We start from the raw sequence: 23,214 nt of genomic DNA on the forward strand, positions 1-23,214 counted from the left end.
CGACTGAGCCGCCGCCCCTCACAGCAGGGACTTCTGCACCTTGCCCATCGCGTTGCGGGGGAGCGCCCCGACCACGCGCACCTGCCGGGGCCGCTTGTGGACCGAGAGGCGGCCGGCGACGAAACCGATCACGTCCTGCTCGTCGATGCCCTCGCCGACCAGGTAGGCCACGATCCGCTGCCCCAGGTCGTCGTCGGGCTCGCCGACCACCGCCGCCTCGCGCACCGCAGGGTGGTCCAGCAGGGCCGCCTCGACCTCTCCGGCGCCGATCCGGTACCCGCCGCTCTTGATCAGGTCCACCGAGGTGCGCCCCACGACCCGGTACCGGCCGTCCGCGTCCACCGCCGCCGCGTCCCCGGTCGCGAACCACCCGTCCGGGGTCCACGCCTCCTCCGTGGCCTCGGGCAGGCCCAGGTAGCCGTCGAACAGCGTCGCGCCGCGCACCTCCAGTGCGCCGATGCTGCCGCCGTCGGCCGGGACCGGGCCGCCGTCCTCGCCGCGCAGCCGCGCCTGCACCCCGGCGATCGGGCGGCCGACCCAGCCGGTCCTGACCGGCTCGTCCGCGCGCGCCGCCAGGGTGATCAGGGTCTCGGTCATGCCGTAGCGCTCGATGGGCGCCTGCCCGGCCGCCGCCTGCACCGCCTGGGCCACGCCCGCGGGCAGCCCCGCGCTGCCCGACACCAGCAGCCGCGCCGACCCCAGCGCCCGGGCGGCGCCGCTCTCGCGGGCGATGCGCGACCACACGGTCGGCACCCCGAAGAAGAGCGTGCCCCCCGCCTGTGCGGCCGCCGCGTAGGCCTGCGGGCGCGGGCGCACCGTGTGCACGAGCGGGCTGCCGGTGCGCAGCGCCCCGAACAGGCCGAGCACCAGGCCGTGCACGTGGAACAGGGGCAGGCCGTGCACCAGCACGTCGTCGCCGGTCCACCCCCAGGCCTCGGCCAGGCCGTCCAGGCCGGCGGCGACGGCGCGGCGCGGCAGCAGCACGCCCTTGGGCGGGCCGGTGGTGCCGGAGGTGTACATGATCAGCGCCGTCTCGTCCGGTCCGGGATCGGGAAGCCGGACACCGGCGGGGGCGCGGTCGAAGGGGTGCGCGGGGACCCGGGGCACCGCGACCCCCTCGAGCGGGGGACCGGCCCACAGCGCGGCCTTGGAGTCGGCGAGGATGTGCCGGCGCTCCCCGGTGCCCGCGTCGGCCGGGACCGGCACGACGGGGACGCCGGCCAGGACGCCGCCGACGACCGCGACGACGGTGGACAGGCAGGCCTGCCCGTGCACGGCGACCGCGGGCGCGCCCGCGACGCGCGCGGCGAACGCCGACGCGGCCTCCCAGAGCGCGGCGCGGTCGAGGGCCTCCTCGCCCACGCGCACGGCGGGGACGTCGGTGCGCCCCGGGTCGGCGCCGCCCAGCAGCATCGCGTACCTCCTCATGGCGCCCGCGGGCCGGTTCCCGCTGCGGCAGGTGCGCCACCCAGCCTGCCACGGAGGCAAGGGTGACGCCGCGTCACGGTGCGGAGATGACGCGCGGCCACTGCCGGATCCGTGCGATCACCGATGGAATCCCGTCATGACCTCGAAACAGATCGACGCACCTGCACACCGGCGCCCCGGGTGGCCCGAGATCGCGGTGGGCCTGCTCGCCATGGTCGCCGCCACCGTCGTCCTGCTCCTCCTCGGCCCGCTCGGCGGCCCGCTGGACCCGGACTCCCTGGCCTACGGGCTGGCCGTCACCGCATGGTCGGGGGTGGCGGGGATCGCGGGCTTCGCCGCCGCCGCGGCGGTCCGCATCCGCTCCTGGGCCGCTTTCGGCGTGCGGCGCACCTCGTGGCGCTGGATGGCCGCGGGCGTCGCGGCGGGCCTGTTCGTCCTGGGCGCCAAGACCGTGGTGAACTCCGTGATCGTGGCCCTGACCGATTTCGGGGAGACCGATCCCCAGGGGGTGTTCCACGACGCCGCCGGCGGCGGCGTGCTGCCCTTGGTGCTGACCTTCCTGTTCCTCGCCGTGCTCACCCCGATCGGGGAGGAGCTCCTCTTCCGCGGGGTCGTGACCAACGCGCTGCTGCGCTACGGGCCGGTCGTCGGCGTCGTGGCCGGCTCGGTGCTCTTCGCGGTGTACCACGGCGTCAACTTCGTCCTGCCCTCGGCCCTGATCGTCGGCCTCGTCTGCGCCGAGCTGATGCGCCGCAGCGGATCGGTGTGGCCCGGCGTGGTCGTGCACGCCGTCAACAACTCCGCTCTGCCGGTGTACGTGATGCTGTCCTGACCCGGCGCCTCACCCGCGCCGCGTCCCCTCTCCGATGATCGCGCCGAGCACGGTCCCCGCGCGGAGCAGGGCCAGGGTGCGTTCGGCGATCGCGCCGACCCGGGCCTCCAGGGCGTCCAGCGGTTCCTCCGCTCCGTGCAGGCCGCGCAGGGCCGCGACCGCCCGCCGCACGTCGGGGATCCGGTACCCGGCCGAGCGCAGGGCCGCGACGATGCGGGCCTCGCGGATCGCCCCGAGGGGGTAGCGGCGGGCGGAGCCCGCCCGGGTGGCGACCCGCTCGGGCGCGAGGAGCCCGGACCTCTCCCAGAACCGGAGGGTGGAGGCGCGGACCCCCAGGGCGCCGGAGAGCTCGGTGATCGTCATCGCGTCCCGCTCGGGAGGCCCGGCCTCGGAAGCGGCCTCGGAGCCGGCCTCGGCGCGGATGGCGAGCAGGGCGTCCCGGGCGGCCAGGGCCTCCTCGCGCTCCCGGACCAGGCCGGCGTGCAGGGAGCCGACCAGGGCGGCGGCCTCATCGCGCGGCGCGGTGCGGATCACGCGCATGGTGCGGCGCGCCGGGACCGGGCCCACCGCCGCGGCCAGGTCGCGGTAGGCGCTCAGATCGCGCACGTGCAGGGCGGAGAAGCGGCGGTAGCCGTTGGCCGCGCGGTGCGCCGGGGCGATGACGCCCCGGGCCTCCAGGTCGCGGACCTGCTGGACGGAGTAGCCGGTGGCCGCGGCGACGTCCGCCGTGCCGAGCCGTTCGTCCGTGCGCCGCCCCTCCATGGGCCCCCAACCCTCCATAAGCCCAACCCTCCATAAGCACTTCACGTCCACACTTCAAGTATGAGCATGCAGCGGATCCTCGAAGCAGCGCGCGCCCTCGACGGCGTGCTGGAACTCGCGCCCACCGAGGGGAGCGGCTTTCCCGAGCTCGCGTGGGGCGACCACTTCTTCTACTACGCCCCCGACGGCCGGGTGCCGCAGCGGGAGCAGCCCTACGCCACCATCGTCACCAAGGACTACCCGGACGACACCCGCTCCGGCCTCGACCCGCAGGGGCGGTGGCGGCTCAACGTCCACGTCGGCGCGGCCGCCTTCACCGAGCTCCTCGGGCGGGAGCCGGGCCTGCCGGAGGAGTCGTACGACTGCACCGTCCCCGACGCCTTCTTCCCGCACCCGGTCTATGGAGCCCTGGGGTGGATCGCGGTGGTCGATCCGGGCGAACGGACGGCCTCCGAGGCGATCGGACTGGTCCGCCGCGCCCACGAGGCCGCCCGGCGCCGTGCCGACCGGCGGGCGGCGACCGGGGACCGGTGACGACCGGGGGACCGGGACTCCTCTCCGCGGCGGAAGAGGCGTAGATTGACCGGCATGGCTGTTGTCGACACCGACGGACTGTCCATCACCGAGGCCGCCCTCCATACGGGGCTCACGGCCGACACACTGCGCTACTACGAGCGGATCGGGCTGATCGGCCCGGTCCCCAGGGACGGCGACGGCAGGCGGCGCTACGACCGGGACGCCCTGCACTGGTTGGAGACCGTGCTCGTCCTGCGCGACACCGGGATGCCGGTGCGCGAGATAGTCCGCTACACGCGGCTCGCCCGCCAGGGCGAGGCGACGGCGGAGGAGCGGCGCCGGATCATGGTCGAGCACCTCGACCGCCTGCGGGTGCAGGAGGAGTGCGTGGCCAAGGCGCGGCGCTTCGTCCAGACGAAGATCGACGTGGACGACGGCGCGCCGCCTCCCGGCGAGCCGGGGGAGCGCGCCCGTCCCTAGGCCTTCGGCGGGCGCGGCGGACGCAGGCCCAGGCGGCGGAGCTCCAGACCGGCGAGGGCCTGCACCGCCGCCCTGTCGTCGGTGTGCCACGCCTGCACCGGGTCCTCGTGGACCGCGGCCAGGCGGGCGGGGGACACCGACGCCAGCGCCCGCAGGGCCAGCACCCGCTCACGGGCGGGGCCGGACAGCTTCCCGGCGTCCCGGGCCGCCGAGGCCTGGCGGATCCAGCGCAGCCGGGCCGGCAGCCAGGTCCCCAGCGCCACGATGACGGGCAGCAGGGCGGTCATCCAGCCGAGCACCAGCGCCGAGGACGCGACGGACTCGTGGAGGGAGCGGCCCGCGTCCCCGAGCGAGGCCCCCGCATCGCCGACCCCGTTCAGGGGCGCGGCCAGGGCATCGCCGGCCAGGGGCACGCCGCGTGCGGCCTCGGCCGCCTCGGCCATCCGCTCGTCGACCGCGTCGCCGACACCGGCGATCGTCGTGCCCGAGGCCCCGGCGGCGGCGACGGCGTCGTGCAGGGCGAACGCGGCCCTGACCCAGAGCACGATCCACAGCAGGGCGAGGAGGTCGGCGAGGAACTGCAGGCAACGGCGCGCAGGCCGGTCGGCATAGAGCTTCACGGGGGCTCCGGAGGCGAGGGGGTGGGGGCGTCGCCGCCATCGTGACCTCGCCCCCGCGCCGCCGCAATAGCGCGGCGCTTCTGCCGCCGGCCTTCGGAAGCCGTTAAGGGGCGCGAAGAGCCCGCTCGTAGGGCGGTCGGCCCGCCGATGAACCGGAGGCAGGGTCTGCTCCGCACGGCTCCACGCGACTTTCGGCGAACTCAGTACCGGGCTTTCCGGAAGCCGGGAGGCAGGGGCCTCGGGGCGGAGGGGCGTGGTCCGCTGATCCGTGCGGAGCGACGAGGGCTCTGGCGCAAGGCCCGGTGACGGGCCCCAGCGCCCCCTCAGCCGTCGGCCGGTCGCACGCCCAATGCCGTTCTCCTGAGCTCCCCGGGGCCCAGTACCCCGGCGCTGTCGCGCACCTCTACGGCCACGCCCGGCTCATGGAGCCAGAACGCCTCCAGCGTGCCCATGTACCCCGGCGCACCACCGTGGTCGAACTCCTCCAGATCGCCCACGGCCCACGGGTGCCCGTGGTACTCGGACAGGAACGCTCGCACCTCGCGCAGGTCCGACAGCGCCTCCCCGCGCACCACCAGGACCTGCAGTTCCACTCGGAAGCCGCCTCCGGGCAGCGCCCGCTCCCACATGCGGGCGGTGAACCGCGCCCCTCCCCACTCATAGGAGGTCTCCGACGCCTCGACCTCCGCGCCCTGGGCCAGCGCCGCGGGCACGTGTCCGATGGTGAATCCGTCCACCCTTCCCCCTTCGGGGCCGGGGCCCGCCAGGGCCGCCGTCAGAACGGCGAGCACCGCCGTCCCCGTGCGCACCGTACCCCGTGCCGTCCGCATGCCGCCGCCACCTCCTTCCCGGCCCGGGACCCATTCCCGGCCGGTGCGTCCAGCCTGCCGCCGCCGCCCTCCGGCGGGCGGGCGGATCGGCCTCCTGTGGACGACCGACACGCGTCACCGGCGGTTCACCCCGGGTCATTGCCGGGCTCGCCTCTCCGGGAGAGGGTCGAAGCGCCGCAAGGCGCCGACGACCGACCCCGCTACCCGAGGAGACGGAGCCCCATGCCGCACCGAAGCCCCCGGCGTGTTCTCGGCACCGCCGCCGCGGCCCTGGCCGCTGCCGCCGCTGCCGCCCTGCTCCCCGCCGTCCCGGCCGCCGCCGCGTCGCTGCCGCCCGGCATCCCCACCGAGTCCGAGGCCCGCAGCCGGCTCGACGGCCTGACCGTCCGCCCCGAGGGCGCCTCCTCCCCCTACGACCGCTCCCTGTTCCCCCACTGGGAGGGCGTGGAGGGCAACTGCAACGCCCGCGAGTACGTGCTGCGCCGCGACGGCACCGGCGTGGAGACCGACGGCGCCTGCCGGGCCGTGTCGGGCACCTGGTCCAGCGCCTACGACGGCGCGGGCACCACCGACCCCTCCGACTTCGACATCGACCACATGGTGCCGCTGGCCGAGGCCTGGCGGTCCGGCGCGGACACCTGGTCCTCGGCCAAGCGCCGCTCCTTCGCCAACAACGTCGAAGGCCCCCTGCTGTGGGCGGTCTCGGCCTCCAGCAACCGGGCCAAGAGCGACCAGGACCCCTCCGACTGGCAGCCCTCCCGCTCGGCCGTGCACTGCGCCTACGCCGCGTCCTGGATCGAGTCCAAGCACCGCTACGCCCTGACCGTCGACCGGGACGAGAAGGACGCCCTGAGGGGCATGCTCGACCGCGCCTGCTGACCCGGTCCCACGTCCACGGACCCACGCGCACGGAAAACGGAAGGGGGCCGCCGCCCGCCCCTGGGCGGACGGCGGCCCCGCCGGGCCGGGGGCCGTTCCTAGGGCCCGTCGACCACCAGCGTGCCGGCGGCCGGAGCGGCACCGGCGGCCCCGCCGCCGTACAGCTGCTCGACCCGGGACCTCTCCTGGGCGTTCGGGGCGGCGTTGGTGCAGCCCACCCCGCCCGTGGAGCCGGACATCAGGGACGAGCACGGCCCCGGCTTGACGTCCGGCAGGCCCAGGCTGTGCCCGAGCTCGTGGGCGGCGATGCGCACCTCGTCGTGGCCCTGCCACACGGCCTGGCGCCCGAACCAGATGGTGGCCGACCCGCCGGGCCGCACCGGCCCCAGGGTCGCCATCGGCCAGCCGTCCGTGGCCACGACGGTGATCTCGGCGCGGCGCCCGGCCGGGGCGCGCACCAGTTCGACGTTGTCGACGGCGGCGTTCCATTCGGCGGCGCCGGCCTCCACCGCGTCGCGGAACTCCGCGGCGCGGCTGTCGTCGTAGTAGAGGGTGGTCTGCTGCGCCGCGGTGTCGGAGCCGGGCGCGGGTGCGGGGAAGGCGGCCGCCGGGGCGGCGACCGCGCCGCCGCCGATCAGGGCGACGGTGGCGGCGATGACGAGAGTGAGCGGGGATACCCGTCGCGTCATGGGGGGACTCCTTGCGGGTGGGGGAGCGTCCGCCCTTGTGGGGCTCGGGTGAGTCTAAGTCCGCCCATCGCGCGCTACAAGGGGTGTTCGCACATGTTCCGCGCGTGACGGGCCCGGCCGGATCCGGGCATCCGGGCGGTCCGTTCTTGACCTGCGCCCGCGCGCTGCGAGCGTGGAAGGCGGGCCGCCGCCCCTCGGGAGGTGCGCGCCCGGCCCGGCCCCCGCCCGCCGTCGTCCATCCCCGATCGGCGGCCGCGGCGAGCGGACAGGCACACCGGAGCGGGGGCGGGCGCGTCCGGGGCGGCGGCTCCGCACACCGGCGCCTCCCGGCCCGGGGTCCGGGCGGGGAGGCGCGTCACGACGGTTCAGGACACAGGGGTCACGGGGTCAGGGGACGTCCGTTCATCCGTTGCAGCCGCAGGAGCAGCCGGCCGCGCAGGAGCACGAAGAGCCGTGACCGCACGAGCATCCACCCATGGAAAAGTCACCTCCCTCTCAAGAGTGAGGATCAGCGGTGGGCGCCCCCTTGTCAACGGCCCGGTGTGTCCCGCTGGCGTTCGGCGCGGTTCCTTTCGACCATTCCGGTATGGGCATCACACACGCGAGGACCGTGACACTGCCGGTCGTCGACCTCGACCGGGCCAGGGACTTCTACGTCGAGGTGCTGGGCTTCACCGTGGTCGCCGACCGGACCGTGGGGCCGGTGCGCCACCTGGAGGTCGCCCCGCCCGGGGCGCGGACCGGGTTCGCGCTGTCGGTCGCCGAGCAGGGGTGCGGGCACGGCATCGTCCTGGAGAGCGACGACGTGGACGGCGACTGCGCGCGCCTGGCGGCGGCGGGGGTGCCCGTCGAGGAGCCGGGGGACCACCCCTGGGGGCGGCAGGCGGCCTTCACCGACCCCGACGGCAACGCCTTCGTCCTGGCCGGGCCGGCCCCCGAGGGGTACTGACCGGGGGCCCGCCGTCCTGTAGTACGATAACGATTATCGTTTTCAAATCTACGGGAAGGCGAGGTCCACCGAGATGAAACAGGCCCTGCCCGCGCGGGTCGTCCTGGTCGCCGGGCTGCACGCCGAGGCCCGCAGGCGCGCCGTCGACCGCCTGCTGGAGGCCGAGCCCGGCGCGCTCGCCGTCCACCACGACCTGGGCCGGATCGGCTCCGGAGAGGTCCACCGGGTGCTCCGCGACCGCTGGGGGACCGTCGAGCGCGCCAGAGTCGACCTGGTCCACTCCTGCATGTCCTGCACCCTGCGCGTGGACCTGGTCCCGCTGCTGTGCGGGCTGGCCGAGCGCGGTGAGCACCGCCTGTACGTGGTCGAGGCCTGGGACGGCGTCGACCCGCGGTCGGTCGCCGAGGCGCTGACCGCCACCCTCGTCGACGACCGCCCCGTCACCGGGTGGCTGCACCTGGCGGGGGTGGCCACCGCCGTCGACGCCGACCGGCTCATCGCCGACCTGGCCACCGCCGAGGAGGTCGACGAGCGGGGGCTGGCCGTGGCCGGGGAGGACGAGCGCACCGTCGCCGAGGTCCTGGCCCGGCAGGTGGAGTACCCCACCTGCCTGGTGCTCGACGGCGACGTCCCGGCCGCCGAGCGCGAGCGCTGTTCGGCGGTGCTGCTCCAGCTCAACCCGGCCGCCCTGGTCGTGCCCCCGGAACGGGAGGCGCTCAGCGCCGTGGCCGAGGGCGGCTTCGACGCGGCGGCCGCGGCGGCCCGGCAGGACCCGGCCGCGGTCCAGCCGCCCGACCACTGCGAGGCCGGGGAGGTGCGCACCCTCACCTGGCGGCGCTCGCGCCCGCTGCACCCCGAACGGCTCCACCGGGCGCTGGACGACCTCGTCCCCGCCGCGCTGCGCAGCCGGGGCCGGTTCTGGCTGGCCAGCCACCCCGACACGATGCTCGCCTGGGACGCCGCCGGCGCCGCGCTGGCGGTGGAGTCGCACGGCCCCTGGCTGGCCGCGCTGCCCGACGCGGCCTGGGAGATGGTCTCCGAGCAGCGCAGGGCCGCGGCCGCCCTGGACTGGTGCACCGAGCACGGGGACCGCTGCCAGTGCCTGACCTTCACCGGCGTCGGCCTGGACACCCGCCGGCTCACCGAGGTCCTCGACTCCTGCCTGCTCACCGACGAGGAGCTGGCCGCGGGGTACCGCCGCGAGGACGGCACCGAGGACCCCTTCGACGCGATCATCGCGACCGCTCCCTGACCGACCGATCACCCGACCCCGAGGACCGACCATGGAACCGCGCCGATCCGAGCGCCCGCGCCGCAAGCCGAACCCGCTCGCGGACGTGGAGTACATCGACTACAAGGACACCGACCTGCTGCGGAGGTTCATCTCCGACCGCGGCAAGATCCGCAGCCGCAGGGTCACCGGGGTGACCGCCCGCGAGCAGCGCCTCCTCGCCGCCGCGATCGAGAACGCCCGGGAAACGGCCCTGCTGCCCTACCCCGACCGGGACCGCGCCCGCCCCGGGCGCCGCTGACCGGGCGCGGCCGGTTGCGGTCACCGGCCGCGGGCGCTGCGTGCCCCGCCCGGCGCCCCGGCCCCGGCAGGATGGGGCCATGAACGCCCAGACCCGCCAGGCCCGGACACTGCGCCGCATGCCCGGAGTCCGTGCCGTCCGCCGGCCGGTGGTGCCCGACACGGGCGCGTACGGGGAGTTCGACCTGGCCTACGTCCGCGAGGGGGCGCCGGGCGGCACGCCCCTGCTCGCGGTGCCCGGCGGCCCCGGGCTCGCCTCGGTGCTGCCCTACCGCGGACTGCGCCGCCGCGCCGCCCGGCGCGGCTTCGACACCGTCATGGCCGAGCACCGGGGCGTGGGCCTGTCCCGGCGCGAGACCGGCCGCGGTGCGCCCTTCGTGATGGAGTTCGACCTGGTCGCCCGGATCTGGCACCGGGAGCTGGACGGCCTGGAGCCCGACGGGCTGCCCCTGGACACGGCGTCGGCCGTCGCCCGCGACCCCGCCCGGGACGGGGAGGACTTCGTGGGCCTCCCGGTGGACACCGCGGCCGCGCAGCGCGGGTTCTCCTGGCCCACGGCGGTCCTCAGCGGGGCCCGGGACCTGCGCTCGGTGCCGCCGTCCGGGCCTCCTGGGGAACCTGGCTTGGTGAGCGCTTTCCGCTCCCCGGGTGTTCGGAGAACAGTGCGGGGTGCGGGGGAGGCCCGTTCCGCCGCAGGGCGGGCGCGGCCCGCGCGCGCCCCAGGGCCCGTCGCGGTCCGGCACTGGCGCGGAGGTGGGCCGGTGGCGTACGTTGGAAAGCGCTTTCTCGCGGAGGTGCCGGGGACGAGGCCCCGGCCGATCGTGCGCGGGAGACGACCAACGGCGGGAGAACACATGACTGATCGCGTTGTCGGCGTGGCGATGAACGGCGTGACCGGGCGGATGGGCTACCGCCAGCACCTGGTCCGCTCGGTGCTGGCGATTCGGGAGGCCGGCGGGGTGGAGCTGCCCGGGGGCGGCCGGGTGCTGCCCGAGCCCTACCTGGTCGGCCGCTCCGAGCGGCGCGTCGGCGAGATCGCGCGGCGGCACGGCATCGAGCGCTGGTCCACCGACCTGGACGCGGTGCTGTCCGACCCCGGGGTCGAGGTCTACTTCGACGCCCAGATCACCAGCGCCCGGGAGGCGGCCGTGCGCTCCGCGCTCACCGCCGGAAAGCACGTCTACGCCGAGAAGCCGGTCGCCTCCACCCACGCGGCCGCCCGCGACCTGGCCAAGCTGGCCCAGGCCTCCGGGGCCTGCAACGGGGTGGTGCAGGACAAGCTCTTCCTGCCCGGCCTGCTCAAGCTGCGGCGCCTGGTCGACTCCGGCTTCTTCGGCCGGATCCTGTCGGTGCGCGCCGAGTTCGGCTACTGGGTCTTCGAGGGCGGCTGGCAGCCCGGCCAGCGGCCCAGCTGGAACTACCGCGCCGAGGACGGCGGTGGCATCGTGCTCGACATGTTCCCGCACTGGCACTACATCCTGGAGAACCTCTTCGGGCGGGTGCGGGCGGTCACCGTGCGCACCGCCACGCACATCCCCGAGCGCCGCGACGAGCACGGCGAGCCGTACGCGGCCACCGCCGACGACGCCGCCTACGGCGTCTTCGAGCTGGAGGGCGGCGTCCTCGCCCAGTTCAACTCCTCCTGGGCGGTGCGCGTCGACCGCGACGAGCTGGTGGAGTTCCAGGTCGACGGCACCCACGGCAGTGCCGTGGCGGGCCTGCGCGAGTGCCGGGTGCAGCACCGGACCGCCACCCCCAAGGCGGTGTGGGACCCCGACGCCCCGGACCTGGCCGACTACCGCTCCCAGTGGCAGCGCGTCCCCGACAACCGGGAGTTCCCCAACGGGTTCCGCGCCCAGTGGGAGGAGTTCCTGCGCCACCTGGCCACCGGCGAGCCCTTCGGCTACGACTTCGCCTCCGGCGCGCGCGGCCTGCGCTTCGCCGAGGCCGGACTGCACTCCGACGCCACCGGGACCCGCGTCGAACTGGACTGGGAGGACCAGGCATGACGGATTCGGAAAGCCCTTCCCTGACCATGCCGGGCGCCGACGGGCGCCTGATGTCCTACCGCCTGCAGGCCGCGCCGGCCGCGGCCGCCGGCGGGGAGCCCCCGCGGTCGCGGCGCGCCTACGCCGCCGCCCACGTCGCCGCCGACCCGGTGGCCGGCAACGCCCCGGGCGCCCCGGCCCGCCTGGACTGGGACGCCACCCTGGCCTTCCGCCACCACCTGTGGGACACCGGGTTGGGCGTGGCCGACGCGATGGACACCGCCCAGCGCGGCATGGGCCTGGACTGGGCCGCCACCGCCGAGCTGATCGGCCGCACCGGCGCCGAGGCGCGCTCCCGCGGCGCCGCCCTGGTCTGCGGCGCCGGCACCGACCAGCTCGACCCCGCCGAGTGGACCGGGACCGACGCGGTCGTGCGCGCCTACACCGAGCAGCTGGAGACGGTCCAGAAGGCCGGGGCCCGCCCCGTGGTCATGGCCAGCCGCGCGCTGGCGGCCCTGGCCGACGGCCCCCGCGACTACGCCGAGGTGTACCGCCGGGTGCTCGCCCAGGCCTCCTGCCCGGTCGTGCTGCACTGGCTGGGCACCGCCTTCGACCCGGCCCTGGCCGGGTACTGGGGCGCCGACGACCCGGCGGACGCCCTGGAGCACGTCGCCGCCCTGATCGCCGAGCACGCCGACCGCATCGACGGCATCAAGGTCTCCCTGCTCGACGCCGGGCTGGAGGTGCGCCTGCGCCGCATGCTCCCCGAGGGCGTGCTGCTCTACACCGGCGACGACTTCGACTACCCCGGCCTGGTCCTCGGCGACGCCGAGGGCCACTCCCACGCCCTGCTCGGCGTGTTCGCCGCCATTGCCCCCGCGGCGGCCGAGGCGCTGCGCGCCCTCGACCGCGGCGACACCGGCCGCTACCGCGCGCTGATGGAGCCCACGGTCCCGCTCGCCCGGCACCTGTTCAGCGCGCCGACCTACCACTACAAGACCGGGATCGCCTTCCTGGCCTGGCTCAACGGGCACCAGCCCGGGTTCACCATGGTCGGCGGGGCGCAGAGCGCGCGCGACCTGCCGCACCTGTGCACCGCCTTCCGGCTGGCCGACCGGGCCGGGGTGCTCACCGACCCCGGGCGGGCCGCCGACCGGATGCGCCGCCTGCTGGACGTGGCGGGGGTGGGCCGATGAGCGGCGGCGACCCGCGCCTGGAGCGGCTGTCCATCAACCAGGCCACCCTCAAGCGGCTCGGCACCGCCCAGGCGGCCGACGCCTGCGCCCGGGCCGGGGTGCCCGCCATCGGGCTGTGGCGCGAGACCGTCGCCGAGGCCGGCACGGCCGCCGCGGCCAAGGCGGTGCGCGACGCCGGGCTGCGCGTCTCCTCCTACTGCCGGTCGGGCTTCTTCACCGGCCGCGGCCGGGCCGAGGCCCTCGACGACAACCGGCGCGCCCTCGACGAGGCCGCCGAGGTCGGCGCCCCCTGCCTGGTGATCGTCGCCGGCGGGCTGCCCGAGGGCGGCCGCGACCTGGCCGGGGCGCGCGAGCGCGTCGCCGAGGCCCTGGCCGAGCTCGCCCCCCACGCCCTGGAGCGCGGGGTGCGGCTGGCCCTGGAGCCGCTGCACCCGGTGTTCTGCGCCGACCGCTCGGTGCTGTCCACCCTGCGCCAGGCCCTCGACCTCGCCGAGCGGCTGCCCGAGGGCGCCGCCGGGGTCACCGTCGACGCCTACCACGTGTGGTGGGACCCCGAGGTGCACGCCCAGATCGCGCGGGCGGGCACCCGCATCGCCTCCTACCAGGTCTGCGACTGGGTGGTGCCGCTTCCCGCCGACACCCTGCTGGGCCGCGGCATGGTCGGCGACGGCCACGCCGACGTGCGCGGCCTGCGCCGCAGCGTGGACCGCGCCGGGTACACCGGCGACATCGAGGTCGAGATCTTCAACGAGCGGGTGTGGGACACCGACCCCGACGCGGTCGTCGCCGAGACCGTCCGCCGCCACCTCGCCCACGTGGTCTGACCCCCCACGCCCCTCCCGACACAGGAAGGCATCCGCAATGCAGTTCGACGGCATCCTGTTCTTCCCCGTCACCCCCTTCGACGACAAGGGCGCCCTGGACGAGGAGGCGCTCGACCGGCACGTCCGCGACGGCACGGCGCACGGGCCCGGGGGCGTGTTCGCCGCCTGCGGCACCGGGGAGTTCCACGCCCTCGGCCGGGACGAGCACGCCCGCGTCACCGCCCGCGCCGTGGAGGCGGTCGGCGGCCGGGTCCCCGTCGTGACCGGCGCCGGCGGGAGCGTGCGCACCGCCTGCGAGCAGGCCGCGGCCGCCGGCGACCTGGGCGCCGACGCGGTCCTGCTGCTCCCGCCCTACCTGGTGGGCGCCTCCCAGCGGGGGCTGGTGGAGTACGTGCGCGCGGTCGCCGCGGCCTCCGGCGTCCCGGTCATCGCCTACCAGCGGGCGAACATGGTGCTCACCCCGGACACCGCCGCCGAACTCGCCCGCATCCCCGGCGTGGACGGCATCAAGGACGGCGTGGGCGACCTGGGGCGGATGCGCCGCATCGTGCAGGCGGTGCGCGCCGAGCGGGGGGAGGACTTCGCGTTCTTCAACGGGCTGCCCACCGCCGAGCTCACCTTCGCCCCCTACAAGGCGGTCGGCGTCCCGCTGTACTCCTCGGCGGCCTTCGCCTTCGCCCCCGAGGTGGCCACCGCCTTCTACCGGGCCGCGCACGCCGGCGACCCGCTGGCCGACCGGCTGCTGGAGGTGTTCTACGAGCCCCTGGTGGCGCTGCGCGACCGCGCCCCCGGGTACGCGGTCGCCATGGTCAAGGCGGGGGTGCGGCTGCGCGGCGGAGCCGCGGGGGCGGTGCGCCCGCCGCTGACCGACCTGACCCGCGAGGAGGAGGCCGTGCTGGCCGACATCCTCGACGCCGGCCTGCGCGCGGTCGAAGGGGAGTGAGGCCGGTGCGCATCGAGGCCCTCACCGCCCGCGCCCACCGGCTGCCCCTGCACCGGGCCTGGGACGGGGGCGTGGCCAAGAACGACCTGGTCGTGGTGGAGGCGGTCGCCGACACCGGCGACACCGGGACCGGGTTCGCCTGGACCCCCGGCGCGGGGGCCGGCGCGGTGCTGGCCCTGGTGCGCGACGAGTGCGCCCCGGCCGTGGCGGGCCTGGCGCCCGACCCCGGCCCCCGCTGGGACGGCCTGCGCGCCCGCCTGGCCGACGCCGGCACGGGCGGGGTCAGCGCCATGGCCATGGCCGCCGTGGACATCGCCCTGTGGGACCTGCGGGCCCGGGCCGCCGGGGTGGCACTGACCGAGCTGATCGGGCGGCGCCGCGACGCCGTGCCCGCCTACGCCAGCGGGGTCAACCTCGACTACCCCCGCGAGGAGCTGCTCGACCAGGTACGGCGCTGGAAGGCGGCCGGGCACCGGGCCTACAAGATCAAGGTGGGCTCGGCGGACCCGGACCGCGACGCCGACCGGGTGGCGGCGGTGCGCGAGGCCGTCGGGCCGCAGGCGGTGCTCATGGTCGACGCCAACCAGCGCTGGGATCTGCCCGCCGCGGTGCGGGCCCTGGCCGGGCTGGAGCGCCACGCGCCGGCGTTCATCGAGGAGCCGCTGCCCGCCGACGACCTGGCTGCCCACGCCCGGCTGCGCACCCGCACCGCGCTGCCGTTCGCGATGGGGGAGAACCTGCGCACCGAGCGGGCGTTCGCCCGGGCGCTGGCGGCCGGGGTGTGCGACGTGGCCCAGCCCAACGCGGTGCGGGTCGGCGGGATCACCCCGTTCCTGCGCATCGCCCGCGCCGCGGCCGACGCCTCGGTCCCCGTCGCCCCGCACCTGCTGCCGGAGCTGTCGGCCCAGCTGGCGCTGTGCGTGCCGCGCGCGGCCATGGTCGAGGACATCGACCGCGCCTGGCTGGAGGACCTGGGCGCGCTGGAGCGCCCCAGCGGGGTGCGCGTGGAAGAGGGCACCGCCACCGCCGACACCGGGCCCGGCCACGGCCTGGCCTTCCGCACCGACCTGCCGCCCCTGCCCCAGGGGTAGGGGCGGCAGGTCGGGCTCAGGCCGGCGGGGCGGTGCTGTCGCGGACCACGACCTCGGCGCTGACCGGGACCCTCCGGGGCTCCGGGGCCGGGTCCTCGGCCAGGGCCAGGCGGGCCGCCTCCCGGCCCATCCACTCCAGGGGCAGCCGCACCGTGGTCAGCGCCGGGATGAGGTCGCGCAGGGTGGGGATGTCGTCGAACCCGGCCACCGACAGGTCGTCGGGCACCCGCAGGCCCGCGTCGCGCAGCGCCGCGATCGCGCCGGTGGCCATCACGTCGTTGACCGCGAACAGGCACGTGGCCTCCGTGCCCGCCGCCAGCAGGCGCTCGGTGGAGGCGTACCCCCCGTCGCGGGTGAACGCCCCGTGCACCACGTCGTGGTAGGCGGGCTCGATCCCCGCCTCCGACAGCGCCCCGTGGAACCCGTCCAGGCGGTCGCGGGCCGTGCGCAGGTCCGGCGGCCCCGCCAGCACCGCGAAGCGCCGGTGCCCCATCGCGATCAGCCGCCGCGCCAGGTCCGCCGCGCCCTCGCGGTTGGCCGGGACCACCGTGTCGGCCGGCAGCCCGCCCTGCGACACGCACGCCACCCGCCCGCCCTGGGCGGTGAACCGCTCGATCTCCCGGGCCAGGTTCCGGTTCCCCGCCTCGTCCACGGTCCGCGTCCCGGCCAGCACCACCGCCCGGGCCCGGTGCGCCCGCAGCGTGGCCAGGAGCTCGGTCTCGCGGTGCGGGGTCCGCCCCGTGGTGCCCAGCACCACCACCAGCCCCTCCTCCTCGGCGCCCCCGGTCACCCCCGAGGCGATGCTGGAGAAGTAGGGGTCGGCGATGTCGTGCACGATCAGCCCCACCAGCGAGCTGGAGTTGCGGGCCAGCGCCTGCGCCGAGGCGTTGGGCAGGTACCCCAGCTCGCCGGCGCTGGCCACCACCCGCTTGCGCAGCTTCTCGCCCACCTGGCGCGTGCTGCCGTTCAGGACCCGCGAGGCGGTCGCCAGCGACACCCCCGCATGGTGGGCGACCTGCTCCAACGTGACGTTCCCCGTGCTCTCGGTCTGCACTGCGGTGTCCCCTCCGCCCCCGGTTCGCGAACGATCGCCGCCCGCCCCGCCCGGCACCGGGCGGGGAAAACATTTTCCGCGGCCTCCTAGGATCGTAGCTCGCTCCGCCACGTGCGTCGGGGGGTCCAGCCCAGCAGGCGCCGCGCCTCCCGGCTGGAGAAGGCCCCCTGTCCGGGGGCCAGCGCGGCCGCCGCCTGTGCCGTTCCCGGGTGGAACCGCGGCAGCAGCTCCGACAGCGGGCCGCGGGCCATCGGGTCCCCGGCCACGGCGTGCAGCACCCGGCCGTGCGCCGCCCCCGAGGCGTCCTCGGCGACCAGCGCGAACAGCTCGGCGGCGTCGCGCGCGTCGACGTAGTTGAACAGCGACGCCGCCGCCAGCTCCGGGCGGTCCAGCCGCTCGGAGACGGTGTGCCCCTGCTGGGTGAGGGCCCCCTCCCACTCCTCCGGGGCGATCACATAGCCCGGCCGTACCGCGGCGAACACGCACCCCCGGCCGGACCGGGCCAGGGTGCGCACCGCCTCCTCGATCACCAGCTTGCTCAGCCCGTAGGCGTGCACTGGCGCCACCGGGTGCTCCTCGTCCAGCGGCAGCCGCTCGGGGGTCCACTCCGCCGACCCGTACCCGAACACCGTGGGCGAGGAGGCGGCCGCGACCGACCGGGCCCCGTGCGCGCGGGCGTCGTCGAGCACGCCCCAGGCCAGCCGGGCGTTGACCGCCACCGTCTCGGCCCCCGGCCGGGCGTGCGGCACGGCGATGCCCGCCAGGTGGGCCACCGCCTCGGGCCGGACCTCGGCGAACACCTGGGCCCGCGCCGCGTCGTCCAGCAGGTCGACCCGCCGGAAGGCGACCCCGGGCCGCTCCGGCCCCGGGGAGGCGTCCACCGACGTCACGTCGTGGCCGCGCCGGGCGAACACCTCGACGACACTGCGCCCCAGGCGCCCTGAGCCGCCGGTCACCAACACGCGCATCTTCCGCGTACCGCCTTTCACGGTCGTCACGACAGTCACGGCAGGGGAGGCAGGGGAGGCAGGGCCGCGGCCAGACCGGCCGCCTCCCCGCGGGACAGGTTCCCGTCGGCCACCGCGACCGCCCAGCCGCGCTCCACCACGCCCCCGTCGGCGACGCGGAGCACCTCGTCCCAGGCCAGCGACGTGCCCACGCCCGGGTACTCGGCGGCCCGGATGAACCAGGGGTCCCGCTCGGCCCCCGTCTGCGCGAACACCAGCGTCCACGGCCCCCCGGCGGGCGCGGTGCCCGACAGCGCCACCCACCCCGCCCGGGACCCGTGCAGCTCGGCCTCGCCCCCGGTCTCGGCGCCGAAGCACGCGGCCGCCGTCCCGGCGATCGGCGCCCGCCAGAAGAGGCCCCCGTACCCCGCGCCCGGCCGCCCGTTGGTCGCCGGGCTGCCGATGGCCAGCTCCCGGCCGGCGGTGTTGCGCAGGCGCGTGTGCATCCGCAGCACCCACGCCCCCTCCGCCGCCGGCGCGGCCGCCACCGTGCGCTCCTCGCGCAGCAGTTCCGCGCCGTCCGGGCCGGTCCACACCAGCTCCTGCACCCGCCGGTCCGGCTCCTGGGCCCACCAGCGCACGTGCTCCTGGCGGCCGTGGTTGTCCAGCAGCACCGACCCCCGGTCCCGGGTGAAGGTGCGCCCGCCCCAGAAGCTGGAGCCGTCGACGTCGGCCACGCTCACCCCGGCGCCCAGGTGGTGCCGGTGGTCCTCGGGGAACACTTCGGTCACCGGGGTGCCGCCCAGGGTGCGCACCGGGTGCAGGAAGGGCCGCGGCGACAGCTCCGCGGCCACCTCCCGCCCCGTCCGCAGCTCGGCCACCGGCACCCCCGCCACGTGCAGCGCCGGCACGGGCCGCCCGTCCATCGGTGCGCTCACTGTCGTCCGTCCCTTCCGGCGGCCCAGGGCGCGCCGATCTCGGAGAACAGGGCCGTCCGCTCGGCGCAGGCCAGGACCGCCCGGTCCACGTCCCGCACCACGCGCCGCAGGCCCTCCTCGGTCGCCTCCCGCCGCTGCTCCCCCTCGGGGACCGGCCGGGGGTCGGGGGCGGTGCGCACCGCCTCCAGCACCCCCATGAACCCGGCCGCGGCCTCGGGGGGAACGAGCAGACGGGCCCCGCCCGCCGCGTGGTCGAGCAGGTTCTCCAGCAGGTCGGTGCGCGGGTGCACGCGCACCTGTGGCCGCCCGCCGCCGCGCTGCAGCACCACCCGGTCGCGCGTGTACTCCAGCACGATCCGCCCGCGCGAGCCGTGCACCACGACGAACGGGTCGCGCGCCCGCTCGGCGCAGAGCGTGACCGCCACCGCCACCGGCACCCCCTGCGGGGTGTGCAGGCGCAGGCAGGAGGTGTCGTCGCTCTCGATGGGGTGGGCGTGGAACAGTTCGGTCTCCACGGCGCCGGGCACGTGCCGGTCGGCCCCGGCCACCGCCAGTGCGGTGGCCACCGCGTGCGCGAACGGGTTGGTCAGCGCCCCGTCCACCACGTCGCGCCCGTCGAGCCGTCGGCGGCCCGCCCAGTCCGCGCGGGCGTAGTAGGCCGAGGTCCGCACCCAGGTGCCCGCGGCGCCGATGCCGCGCACCTCGCCGACGGCCCCGTCGGCGACCAGCGAGCGCACCGCCCCCACGGCGGCCGACCCCAGGCTCTGGAACCCGATCTGGCAGGCCGCCTCTGCCGCGCCGGCGGCGGAGCACAGCGCCTCGAACTCGGCGGCGCTGGGCGCGGGCGGCTTCTCCAGCAGGACGTGGACCCCGCGCTCCAGCGCGGTGCGGGCCAGCGGCAGGTGCGTGTGGATGGGGGTGGCGAGCACGGCCGCACGGGCGCCGGTGCGCTCGATCAGCTCGCCCAGGTCCCCGGAGACCGGCACCGGGCCCAGCCCGTCCATCGCGCCGTCGGCGACCTGCGCCCGCTCGCACACCCCCACCAGCCGCACCCGGCCCGCCTCGCTCAGCCGGCGCAGGTTGCGCAGGTGCGAGCGGCCGTGCCCGTTGGCGCCGGCCAGCACCACCGGGACCGGGCTCATGGCCGCCCGCCCGCGGCGGTCCCGGCCGGCAGCAGGTCGGCCACGCGCGCCGGTGCCCCCGAGGCCATCGAGGCGTTGGCCGCCAGGCCGGTGAGCAGCGCGCGGGCGCCGTCGGCCTCGTCCGGCCGGATCCCGTCGTCGGCCCCGCCGAACAGCGCGTCCAGCATGCGCACGTCGCCGCCGCCGTGTGGGCCCTCGCCCACCTCCACCGGGATCTCCTCGGGCTCGCGCCAGTGCCGCCGGAGCACCAGGCGGGACACGGTGTGCTCCTTGGGGGCGGGCATCCCGCGCACCGGGGCCGCGGCGTGCCCGGGCGGCGGGGTGAACGGCACCTCGGTCACGTCCAGCTCCAGGCGGCCGCGGCTGCCGGTGAAGGCGACCCGGTAGCCCTCCCAGGGGGAGTAGGCCGCCAGGTGGTAGGTCAGGCGCGCGCCGGTGGAGTAGCGCACCATCACCGACATGTCGTCCTCGATGGTGATGCCCGGGCCGAAGACGTTCAGGTCGCGCCGGTAGCCGTCCTCGTGCTCGGCGTCCAGGTAGAGCGCGGTCAGGTCCGGACTGTCGGACATGTGCAGGGCGAAGGGGTCGGCCTGGGCCTCGGGCGCGCGGTGCCCGCGCTCGTAGCCGCCGGCCAGCCCGTGCCGCCGGCCGTTCTCCTGGCCGTAGAAGAAGAGCCCGCCCCAGGCGAACACCTCCTCGGGCCGCGCCCCGGTCCACCAGTTGACCAGGTCGAAGTGGTGCGAGGACTTGTGCACCAGCAGCCCTCCGGACTGCCGCTTGTCGCGGTGCCAGCGGCGGAAGTAGTCGGCGCCGTGGCGCAGGTCCAGCAGCCACTCGAAGTGCACCGAGCCGATCTCGCCGATCACCCCCTCGCCGAGCATCCGGTGCACCTGCCGGTGGACGGGGTTGTAGCGGTAGTTGAAGCCGACGGTGACCCGGCGCCCGGTGGCCCGGCGGGCCTCGGCGATGCGCCGGCAGCCCTCCAGGTCGGCGGTCATCGGCTTCTCGGTGATCGCGTCGCACCCGGCTTCCAGGGCGGCGACCACGTAGTCGGCGTGCAGCCGGTCCACGGTGCACACGATGACCTCGTCGACCGCCTCGGCGGCGAGCATCCGGGCGAAGTCGGCGGGGGCGTAGGTCGCCGCCTCCTCGGCCCCGGCATCGGCCAGGATCGCGTTGTGCACCGCCATGCGGGTGCGGTTGGGGTCGCACAGCGCCACGAGCCGCCCCTGGTGGGCGTGGGTGGTGGCGAGTGCGCGGGTGTACATCCGGGCCCGGGCCCCGGTGCCGACGAGGGCGTACCGCCGGGCCGTCTGCTGCGCTGCGGTGGAGTTCACGCCCTCGATGGTAAACGCTTTCCCATGCGGAGGCCAGAGGGGGCGCCGAAGGTCGGGAGGGGACCGCGCGGTCGCGGAGGTCGGGGGTGATCCGCCGTTGACACCCCTGTAACGCGGTGCTAGAAACGGATCATTCTATTCCATGGATAGCGCTTACCAAGACATTCGCCCCCTGTGCGGGGTGTGTCCTCGCCCACGTTCCGCCGGGCCGAGTCCCGGACCGACGAGATTGGCGGTCGCGAAACATGAGCGCAGCAAGCCGATTCCGGCGCGCACCGCGACGGGGAGGTGGGAGCCGGTGACCGCGGTCCTGTCCAACCGCCCGGCGGCCGGATCGGAGGCCGGCGGCCCCCGGGGGCCGCGCGGGCCCGCGGCGCCCCGGGGCCGCAGCCGGGCGGCGGCCGCCCGGCGCCGCCGGGAGAACCTCGCCGCCTACGGCTTCCTCGCCCCCTGGTTCCTGGGGCTGGGCCTGATCACCATCGGCCCCATCATCGCCTCGCTGTACTTCTCCTTCACCGACTACACCCTCATCGGCGGCGCCGAGTGGGTCGGGCTGGAGAACTACCGCCGGATGCTGGAGGACCCGCGCCTCCACCAGTCCCTGGCGGTCACCTTCACATACGTCTTCATCTCGGTCCCGCTCCAGCTCGCCCTGGCGCTGGCGCTGGCCATGGTGCTGGACCGCGGGGTGCGCGGCCTGCCCCTGTACCGCTCGGTCTACTACCTGCCCTCGCTGCTGGGCGGCAGCGTCGCCGTCGCCATCCTGTGGCGCCGCATCTTCGGCGCCAACGGCCTGATCAACCAGGTCCTGGAGTCGGCCGGCGGCCTGCTGGGGATGAGCGCGAGCCTGCCCGGGTGGGTCTCGGACCCCGAGTACGCGCTGGGCACCCTGATCGTGCTGAACGTGTGGACCTTCGGCGCGCCGATGGTCATCTTCCTCGCCGGCCTGCGCCAGGTCCCGCGCATGTACTACGAGGCCGCCCAGGTGGACGGCGCCGGGCCGGCGCGCCGCTTCTTCTCGATCACGGTCCCCCTGCTCACCCCGATCATCTTCTTCAACCTCGTGCTGCAGATGATCAACGCCTTCCAGACCTTCACCCAGGCGTTCATCGTCAGCAGCGGCACCGGGGGCCCATCGGACTCGACCCTGTTCTACACGCTCTACCTGTACCAGCAGGGGTTCGGCTCCTTCGACATGGGCTACGCCTCGGCGATGGCCTGGCTCCTCCTCATGATCATCGGAGGGTTCACCGCGGTGAACTTCCTCGCGTCCAAGTACTGGGTCTTCTATGGCGATTGACGACATCGGCACGCGCACCCGCCCCGGCGCGAGCGAGCGCGAGCGTGAGCGGGAAGAGCGCCGGCGGGCGGCCGAGCGGCGCGACCGCATCCGCAGGTTCGGCATCCACGCCGGGCTCATCCTGTTCGGCCTGGTCATGCTCTACCCGCTGCTGTGGATGCTGGCCAGCTCCTTCAAACCGACCGAGGCCATCTTCCGCGACCCGGGCCTGTGGCCCGGCGCCGACTTCACCTCCGGGAACTACGGCGAGGGCTGGACCGCGCTGGAATTCCCTTTCCACCACTACGTGGTCAACTCGCTCATCGTGGTGGGCGCCTCGGTGGTGGGCAACCTGATCGGCTGCTCGATGGCGGCCTACGCCTTCGCCCGGCTGGAGTTCTTCGGCAAGAAGCTGTTCTTCGCCGTCATGCTCATGACGATCATGCTGCCGGTGCACGTGGTGATCGTGCCGCAGTACATCCTGTTCTCCAACCTGGGCTGGATCAACACCTTCCTGCCGCTGATCGTGCCCAAGCTGCTGGCCACCGACGGCTTCTTCATCTTCCTGATGGTGCAGTTCATCCGCGGCCTGCCGCGCGACCTGGACGAGGCGGCGCGCATCGACGGCTGCGGCCACGTGCGCATCTTCTGGCGCATCATCATGCCGCTGAGCCTGCCCGCGCTGGCCACCACCGCGATCTTCACCTTCATCTGGACGTGGAACGACTTCTTCGCCCAGCTGATCTTCCTCACCTCGCCGGACATGTACACGGTGCCCGTGGCGCTGCGCACGTTCGTCGACTCCACCACCCAGACCTCCTGGGGGCCGCTGCTCGCGATGTCGGTCGTCGCGCTCGGCCCGGTCTTCGGGTTCTTCCTCGCCGGTCAGCGCTACCTCGTCCGGGGCGTCGCCACGACCGGGATCAAATAGTCCCCGCCATTTCCGAAGGGAACCCCCC

General features: G+C 75.8%; 24 protein-coding genes. 14 read left to right on the top strand and 10 right to left on the bottom strand.

Annotation, left to right across the window (positions count from 1 at the left end; genetic code table 11):
- Positions 1-18 precede the first annotated feature (18 nt).
- On the bottom strand, positions 19-1,413 hold the full coding sequence (locus C892_RS0100915) for an AMP-binding protein (protein WP_017555632.1): 1,395 nt from the start codon (positions 1,411-1,413) through the stop codon (positions 19-21).
- A gap of 151 nt (positions 1,414-1,564) precedes the next feature.
- On the opposite strand from C892_RS0100915, the gene C892_RS0100920 reads away from it, so the two are divergent.
- The gene (locus C892_RS0100920) at positions 1,565-2,260 is read left to right on the top strand and encodes a CPBP family intramembrane glutamic endopeptidase (protein ID WP_017555633.1); all 696 of its coding nucleotides are present in this window, start codon (positions 1,565-1,567) and stop codon (positions 2,258-2,260) included.
- A gap of 9 nt (positions 2,261-2,269) precedes the next feature.
- Here C892_RS0100920 and C892_RS0100925 read toward each other — a convergent pair whose 3' ends face one another.
- A complete protein-coding gene (locus C892_RS0100925; protein WP_239647218.1) occupies positions 2,270-3,040 on the bottom strand; it encodes a MerR family transcriptional regulator in 771 nt (256 codons plus the stop codon).
- Between the two features lie 48 nt (positions 3,041-3,088).
- On the opposite strand from C892_RS0100925, the gene C892_RS0100930 reads away from it, so the two are divergent.
- Both C892_RS0100930 and C892_RS0100935 read left to right on the top strand, forming a co-directional pair.
- Positions 3,089-3,556, top strand: a complete 468-nt coding sequence (locus C892_RS0100930) for a DUF6194 family protein (RefSeq protein ID WP_017555635.1) — start codon at positions 3,089-3,091, stop codon at positions 3,554-3,556.
- Positions 3,557-3,610: 54 nt separating this feature from the next.
- On the top strand, positions 3,611-4,018 hold the full coding sequence (locus C892_RS0100935; protein WP_017555636.1) for a MerR family transcriptional regulator: 408 nt from the start codon (positions 3,611-3,613) through the stop codon (positions 4,016-4,018).
- Here the strand turns inward: C892_RS0100935 and C892_RS0100940 are convergent.
- Both C892_RS0100940 and C892_RS0100945 read right to left on the bottom strand, forming a co-directional pair.
- Positions 4,015-4,638, bottom strand: a complete 624-nt coding sequence (locus C892_RS0100940; protein WP_017555637.1) for a hypothetical protein — start codon at positions 4,636-4,638, stop codon at positions 4,015-4,017. The two genes, C892_RS0100935 and C892_RS0100940, sit on opposite strands and share 4 nt — an antisense overlap.
- 323 nt (positions 4,639-4,961) lie before the next feature.
- A complete protein-coding gene (locus C892_RS0100945; RefSeq protein WP_017555638.1) occupies positions 4,962-5,468 on the bottom strand; it encodes a hypothetical protein in 507 nt (168 codons plus the stop codon).
- Between the two features lie 222 nt (positions 5,469-5,690).
- Here C892_RS0100945 and C892_RS0100950 point away from each other — a divergent pair, with 222 nt between their 5' ends.
- A complete protein-coding gene (locus C892_RS0100950; RefSeq protein ID WP_017555639.1) occupies positions 5,691-6,347 on the top strand; it encodes an HNH endonuclease family protein in 657 nt (218 codons plus the stop codon).
- A 98-nt stretch (positions 6,348-6,445) separates the two neighbouring features.
- Here the strand turns inward: C892_RS0100950 and C892_RS0100955 are convergent, their stop codons facing one another.
- Positions 6,446-7,036: a snapalysin family zinc-dependent metalloprotease gene (locus tag C892_RS0100955; RefSeq protein WP_017555640.1), complete on the bottom strand. Its 591-nt coding sequence runs from the start codon at positions 7,034-7,036 to the stop codon at positions 6,446-6,448.
- Between the two features lie 586 nt (positions 7,037-7,622).
- Here C892_RS0100955 and C892_RS0100965 point away from each other — a divergent pair.
- The 8 genes from C892_RS0100965 to C892_RS0101000 all read left to right on the top strand — a co-directional run bounded on the left by C892_RS0100965 (position 7,623) and on the right by C892_RS0101000 (position 15,558).
- Entirely contained in the window at positions 7,623-7,985 is a 363-nt protein-coding gene (locus C892_RS0100965) for a VOC family protein (RefSeq protein WP_017555641.1), read from the top strand.
- Positions 7,986-8,058: 73 nt separating this feature from the next.
- The gene (locus C892_RS0100970) at positions 8,059-9,237 is read left to right on the top strand and encodes a CobW family GTP-binding protein (RefSeq protein ID WP_017555642.1); all 1,179 of its coding nucleotides are present in this window, start codon (positions 8,059-8,061) and stop codon (positions 9,235-9,237) included.
- A 31-nt stretch (positions 9,238-9,268) separates the two neighbouring features.
- The gene (gene rpsR, locus C892_RS0100975; RefSeq protein ID WP_017555643.1) at positions 9,269-9,517 is read left to right on the top strand and encodes a 30S ribosomal protein S18; all 249 of its coding nucleotides are present in this window, start codon (positions 9,269-9,271) and stop codon (positions 9,515-9,517) included.
- Between the two features lie 853 nt (positions 9,518-10,370).
- The gene (locus C892_RS0100980; protein WP_026124059.1) at positions 10,371-11,525 is read left to right on the top strand and encodes a Gfo/Idh/MocA family protein; all 1,155 of its coding nucleotides are present in this window, start codon (positions 10,371-10,373) and stop codon (positions 11,523-11,525) included.
- A complete protein-coding gene (locus C892_RS0100985; RefSeq protein WP_040685212.1) occupies positions 11,522-12,700 on the top strand; it encodes a dihydrodipicolinate synthase family protein in 1,179 nt (392 codons plus the stop codon). Before C892_RS0100980 ends, C892_RS0100985 begins: the two co-directional genes overlap by 4 nt.
- Positions 12,697-13,524, top strand: coding sequence for a sugar phosphate isomerase/epimerase family protein (locus C892_RS0100990; RefSeq protein WP_017555646.1), 828 nt, complete (start codon positions 12,697-12,699; stop codon positions 13,522-13,524). Before C892_RS0100985 ends, C892_RS0100990 begins: the two co-directional genes overlap by 4 nt.
- A gap of 37 nt (positions 13,525-13,561) precedes the next feature.
- A complete protein-coding gene (locus C892_RS0100995; RefSeq protein WP_017555647.1) occupies positions 13,562-14,467 on the top strand; it encodes a 5-dehydro-4-deoxyglucarate dehydratase in 906 nt (301 codons plus the stop codon).
- 5 nt (positions 14,468-14,472) lie between these two features.
- Positions 14,473-15,558, top strand: a complete 1,086-nt coding sequence (locus C892_RS0101000; protein WP_017555648.1) for a mandelate racemase/muconate lactonizing enzyme family protein — start codon at positions 14,473-14,475, stop codon at positions 15,556-15,558.
- Between the two features lie 16 nt (positions 15,559-15,574).
- On the opposite strand, the gene C892_RS0101005 is transcribed toward C892_RS0101000, so the two are convergent.
- The 5 genes from C892_RS0101005 to C892_RS0101025 all read right to left on the bottom strand — a co-directional run bounded on the left by C892_RS0101005 (position 15,575) and on the right by C892_RS0101025 (position 20,976).
- The gene (locus C892_RS0101005; protein ID WP_017537422.1) at positions 15,575-16,612 is read right to left on the bottom strand and encodes a LacI family DNA-binding transcriptional regulator; all 1,038 of its coding nucleotides are present in this window, start codon (positions 16,610-16,612) and stop codon (positions 15,575-15,577) included.
- Positions 16,613-16,698: 86 nt separating this feature from the next.
- Positions 16,699-17,580, bottom strand: coding sequence for an NAD-dependent epimerase/dehydratase family protein (locus C892_RS0101010; RefSeq protein WP_017555649.1), 882 nt, complete (start codon positions 17,578-17,580; stop codon positions 16,699-16,701).
- Positions 17,581-17,615: 35 nt separating this feature from the next.
- A complete protein-coding gene (locus tag C892_RS0101015) occupies positions 17,616-18,485 on the bottom strand; it encodes a DUF6807 domain-containing protein (RefSeq protein WP_017555650.1) in 870 nt (289 codons plus the stop codon).
- A gap of 8 nt (positions 18,486-18,493) precedes the next feature.
- The gene (locus C892_RS0101020) at positions 18,494-19,639 is read right to left on the bottom strand and encodes a Gfo/Idh/MocA family protein (protein ID WP_026124060.1); all 1,146 of its coding nucleotides are present in this window, start codon (positions 19,637-19,639) and stop codon (positions 18,494-18,496) included.
- Entirely contained in the window at positions 19,636-20,976 is a 1,341-nt protein-coding gene (locus C892_RS0101025) for a Gfo/Idh/MocA family oxidoreductase (RefSeq protein ID WP_017537426.1), read from the bottom strand. The genes C892_RS0101020 and C892_RS0101025 overlap by 4 nt, the downstream gene beginning before the upstream one ends.
- Before the next feature lie 298 nt (positions 20,977-21,274).
- On the opposite strand from C892_RS0101025, the gene C892_RS0101030 reads away from it, so the two are divergent.
- Positions 21,275-22,276 carry a carbohydrate ABC transporter permease gene (locus C892_RS0101030; RefSeq protein WP_017555652.1) on the top strand — a complete coding sequence of 334 codons (1,002 nt, stop codon included), beginning with the start codon at positions 21,275-21,277 and terminating at the stop codon, positions 22,274-22,276.
- Positions 22,266-23,186 carry a carbohydrate ABC transporter permease gene (locus tag C892_RS0101035; RefSeq protein ID WP_017537428.1) on the top strand — a complete coding sequence of 307 codons (921 nt, stop codon included), beginning with the start codon at positions 22,266-22,268 and terminating at the stop codon, positions 23,184-23,186. The genes C892_RS0101030 and C892_RS0101035 overlap by 11 nt, the downstream gene beginning before the upstream one ends.
- Positions 23,187-23,214: the final 28 nt, after the last annotated feature.

It is taken from the genome of Nocardiopsis baichengensis YIM 90130, from assembly GCF_000341205.1.
GTDB classification, from domain to species: domain Bacteria; phylum Actinomycetota; class Actinomycetes; order Streptosporangiales; family Streptosporangiaceae; genus Nocardiopsis_A; species Nocardiopsis_A halophila.

Excerpts from the sequence above, each read along its gene's own strand:
- C892_RS0100995 (WP_017555647.1), top strand. The coding sequence starts at position 13,562 with ATGCAGTTCGACGGCATCCTGTTCTTCCCCGTCACCCCCTTCGACGAC.
- C892_RS0100945 (WP_017555638.1), bottom strand. The coding sequence starts at position 5,468 with ATGCGGACGGCACGGGGTACGGTGCGCACGGGGACGGCGGTGCTCGCC.
- C892_RS0100990 (WP_017555646.1), top strand. The coding sequence starts at position 12,697 with ATGAGCGGCGGCGACCCGCGCCTGGAGCGGCTGTCCATCAACCAGGCC.
- C892_RS0100955 (WP_017555640.1), bottom strand. The coding sequence starts at position 7,036 with ATGACGCGACGGGTATCCCCGCTCACTCTCGTCATCGCCGCCACCGTC.
- C892_RS0101010 (WP_017555649.1), bottom strand. The coding sequence starts at position 17,580 with ATGCGCGTGTTGGTGACCGGCGGCTCAGGGCGCCTGGGGCGCAGTGTC.
- C892_RS0101020 (WP_026124060.1), bottom strand. The coding sequence starts at position 19,639 with ATGAGCCCGGTCCCGGTGGTGCTGGCCGGCGCCAACGGGCACGGCCGC.
- C892_RS0100970 (WP_017555642.1), top strand. The coding sequence starts at position 8,059 with ATGAAACAGGCCCTGCCCGCGCGGGTCGTCCTGGTCGCCGGGCTGCAC.
- C892_RS0100950 (WP_017555639.1), top strand. The coding sequence starts at position 5,691 with ATGCCGCACCGAAGCCCCCGGCGTGTTCTCGGCACCGCCGCCGCGGCC.
- C892_RS0100980 (WP_026124059.1), top strand. The coding sequence starts at position 10,371 with ATGACTGATCGCGTTGTCGGCGTGGCGATGAACGGCGTGACCGGGCGG.
- C892_RS0100930 (WP_017555635.1), top strand. The coding sequence starts at position 3,089 with ATGCAGCGGATCCTCGAAGCAGCGCGCGCCCTCGACGGCGTGCTGGAA.
- C892_RS0101035 (WP_017537428.1), top strand. The coding sequence starts at position 22,266 with ATGGCGATTGACGACATCGGCACGCGCACCCGCCCCGGCGCGAGCGAG.
- C892_RS0100920 (WP_017555633.1), top strand. The coding sequence starts at position 1,565 with ATGACCTCGAAACAGATCGACGCACCTGCACACCGGCGCCCCGGGTGG.
- C892_RS0100915 (WP_017555632.1), bottom strand. The coding sequence starts at position 1,413 with ATGCTGCTGGGCGGCGCCGACCCGGGGCGCACCGACGTCCCCGCCGTG.
- C892_RS0100925 (WP_239647218.1), bottom strand. The coding sequence starts at position 3,040 with ATGGAGGGTTGGGGGCCCATGGAGGGGCGGCGCACGGACGAACGGCTC.
- C892_RS0100985 (WP_040685212.1), top strand. The coding sequence starts at position 11,522 with ATGACGGATTCGGAAAGCCCTTCCCTGACCATGCCGGGCGCCGACGGG.
- rpsR (WP_017555643.1), top strand. The coding sequence starts at position 9,269 with ATGGAACCGCGCCGATCCGAGCGCCCGCGCCGCAAGCCGAACCCGCTC.
- C892_RS0100965 (WP_017555641.1), top strand. The coding sequence starts at position 7,623 with ATGGGCATCACACACGCGAGGACCGTGACACTGCCGGTCGTCGACCTC.
- C892_RS0100935 (WP_017555636.1), top strand. The coding sequence starts at position 3,611 with ATGGCTGTTGTCGACACCGACGGACTGTCCATCACCGAGGCCGCCCTC.
- C892_RS0101015 (WP_017555650.1), bottom strand. The coding sequence starts at position 18,485 with ATGGACGGGCGGCCCGTGCCGGCGCTGCACGTGGCGGGGGTGCCGGTG.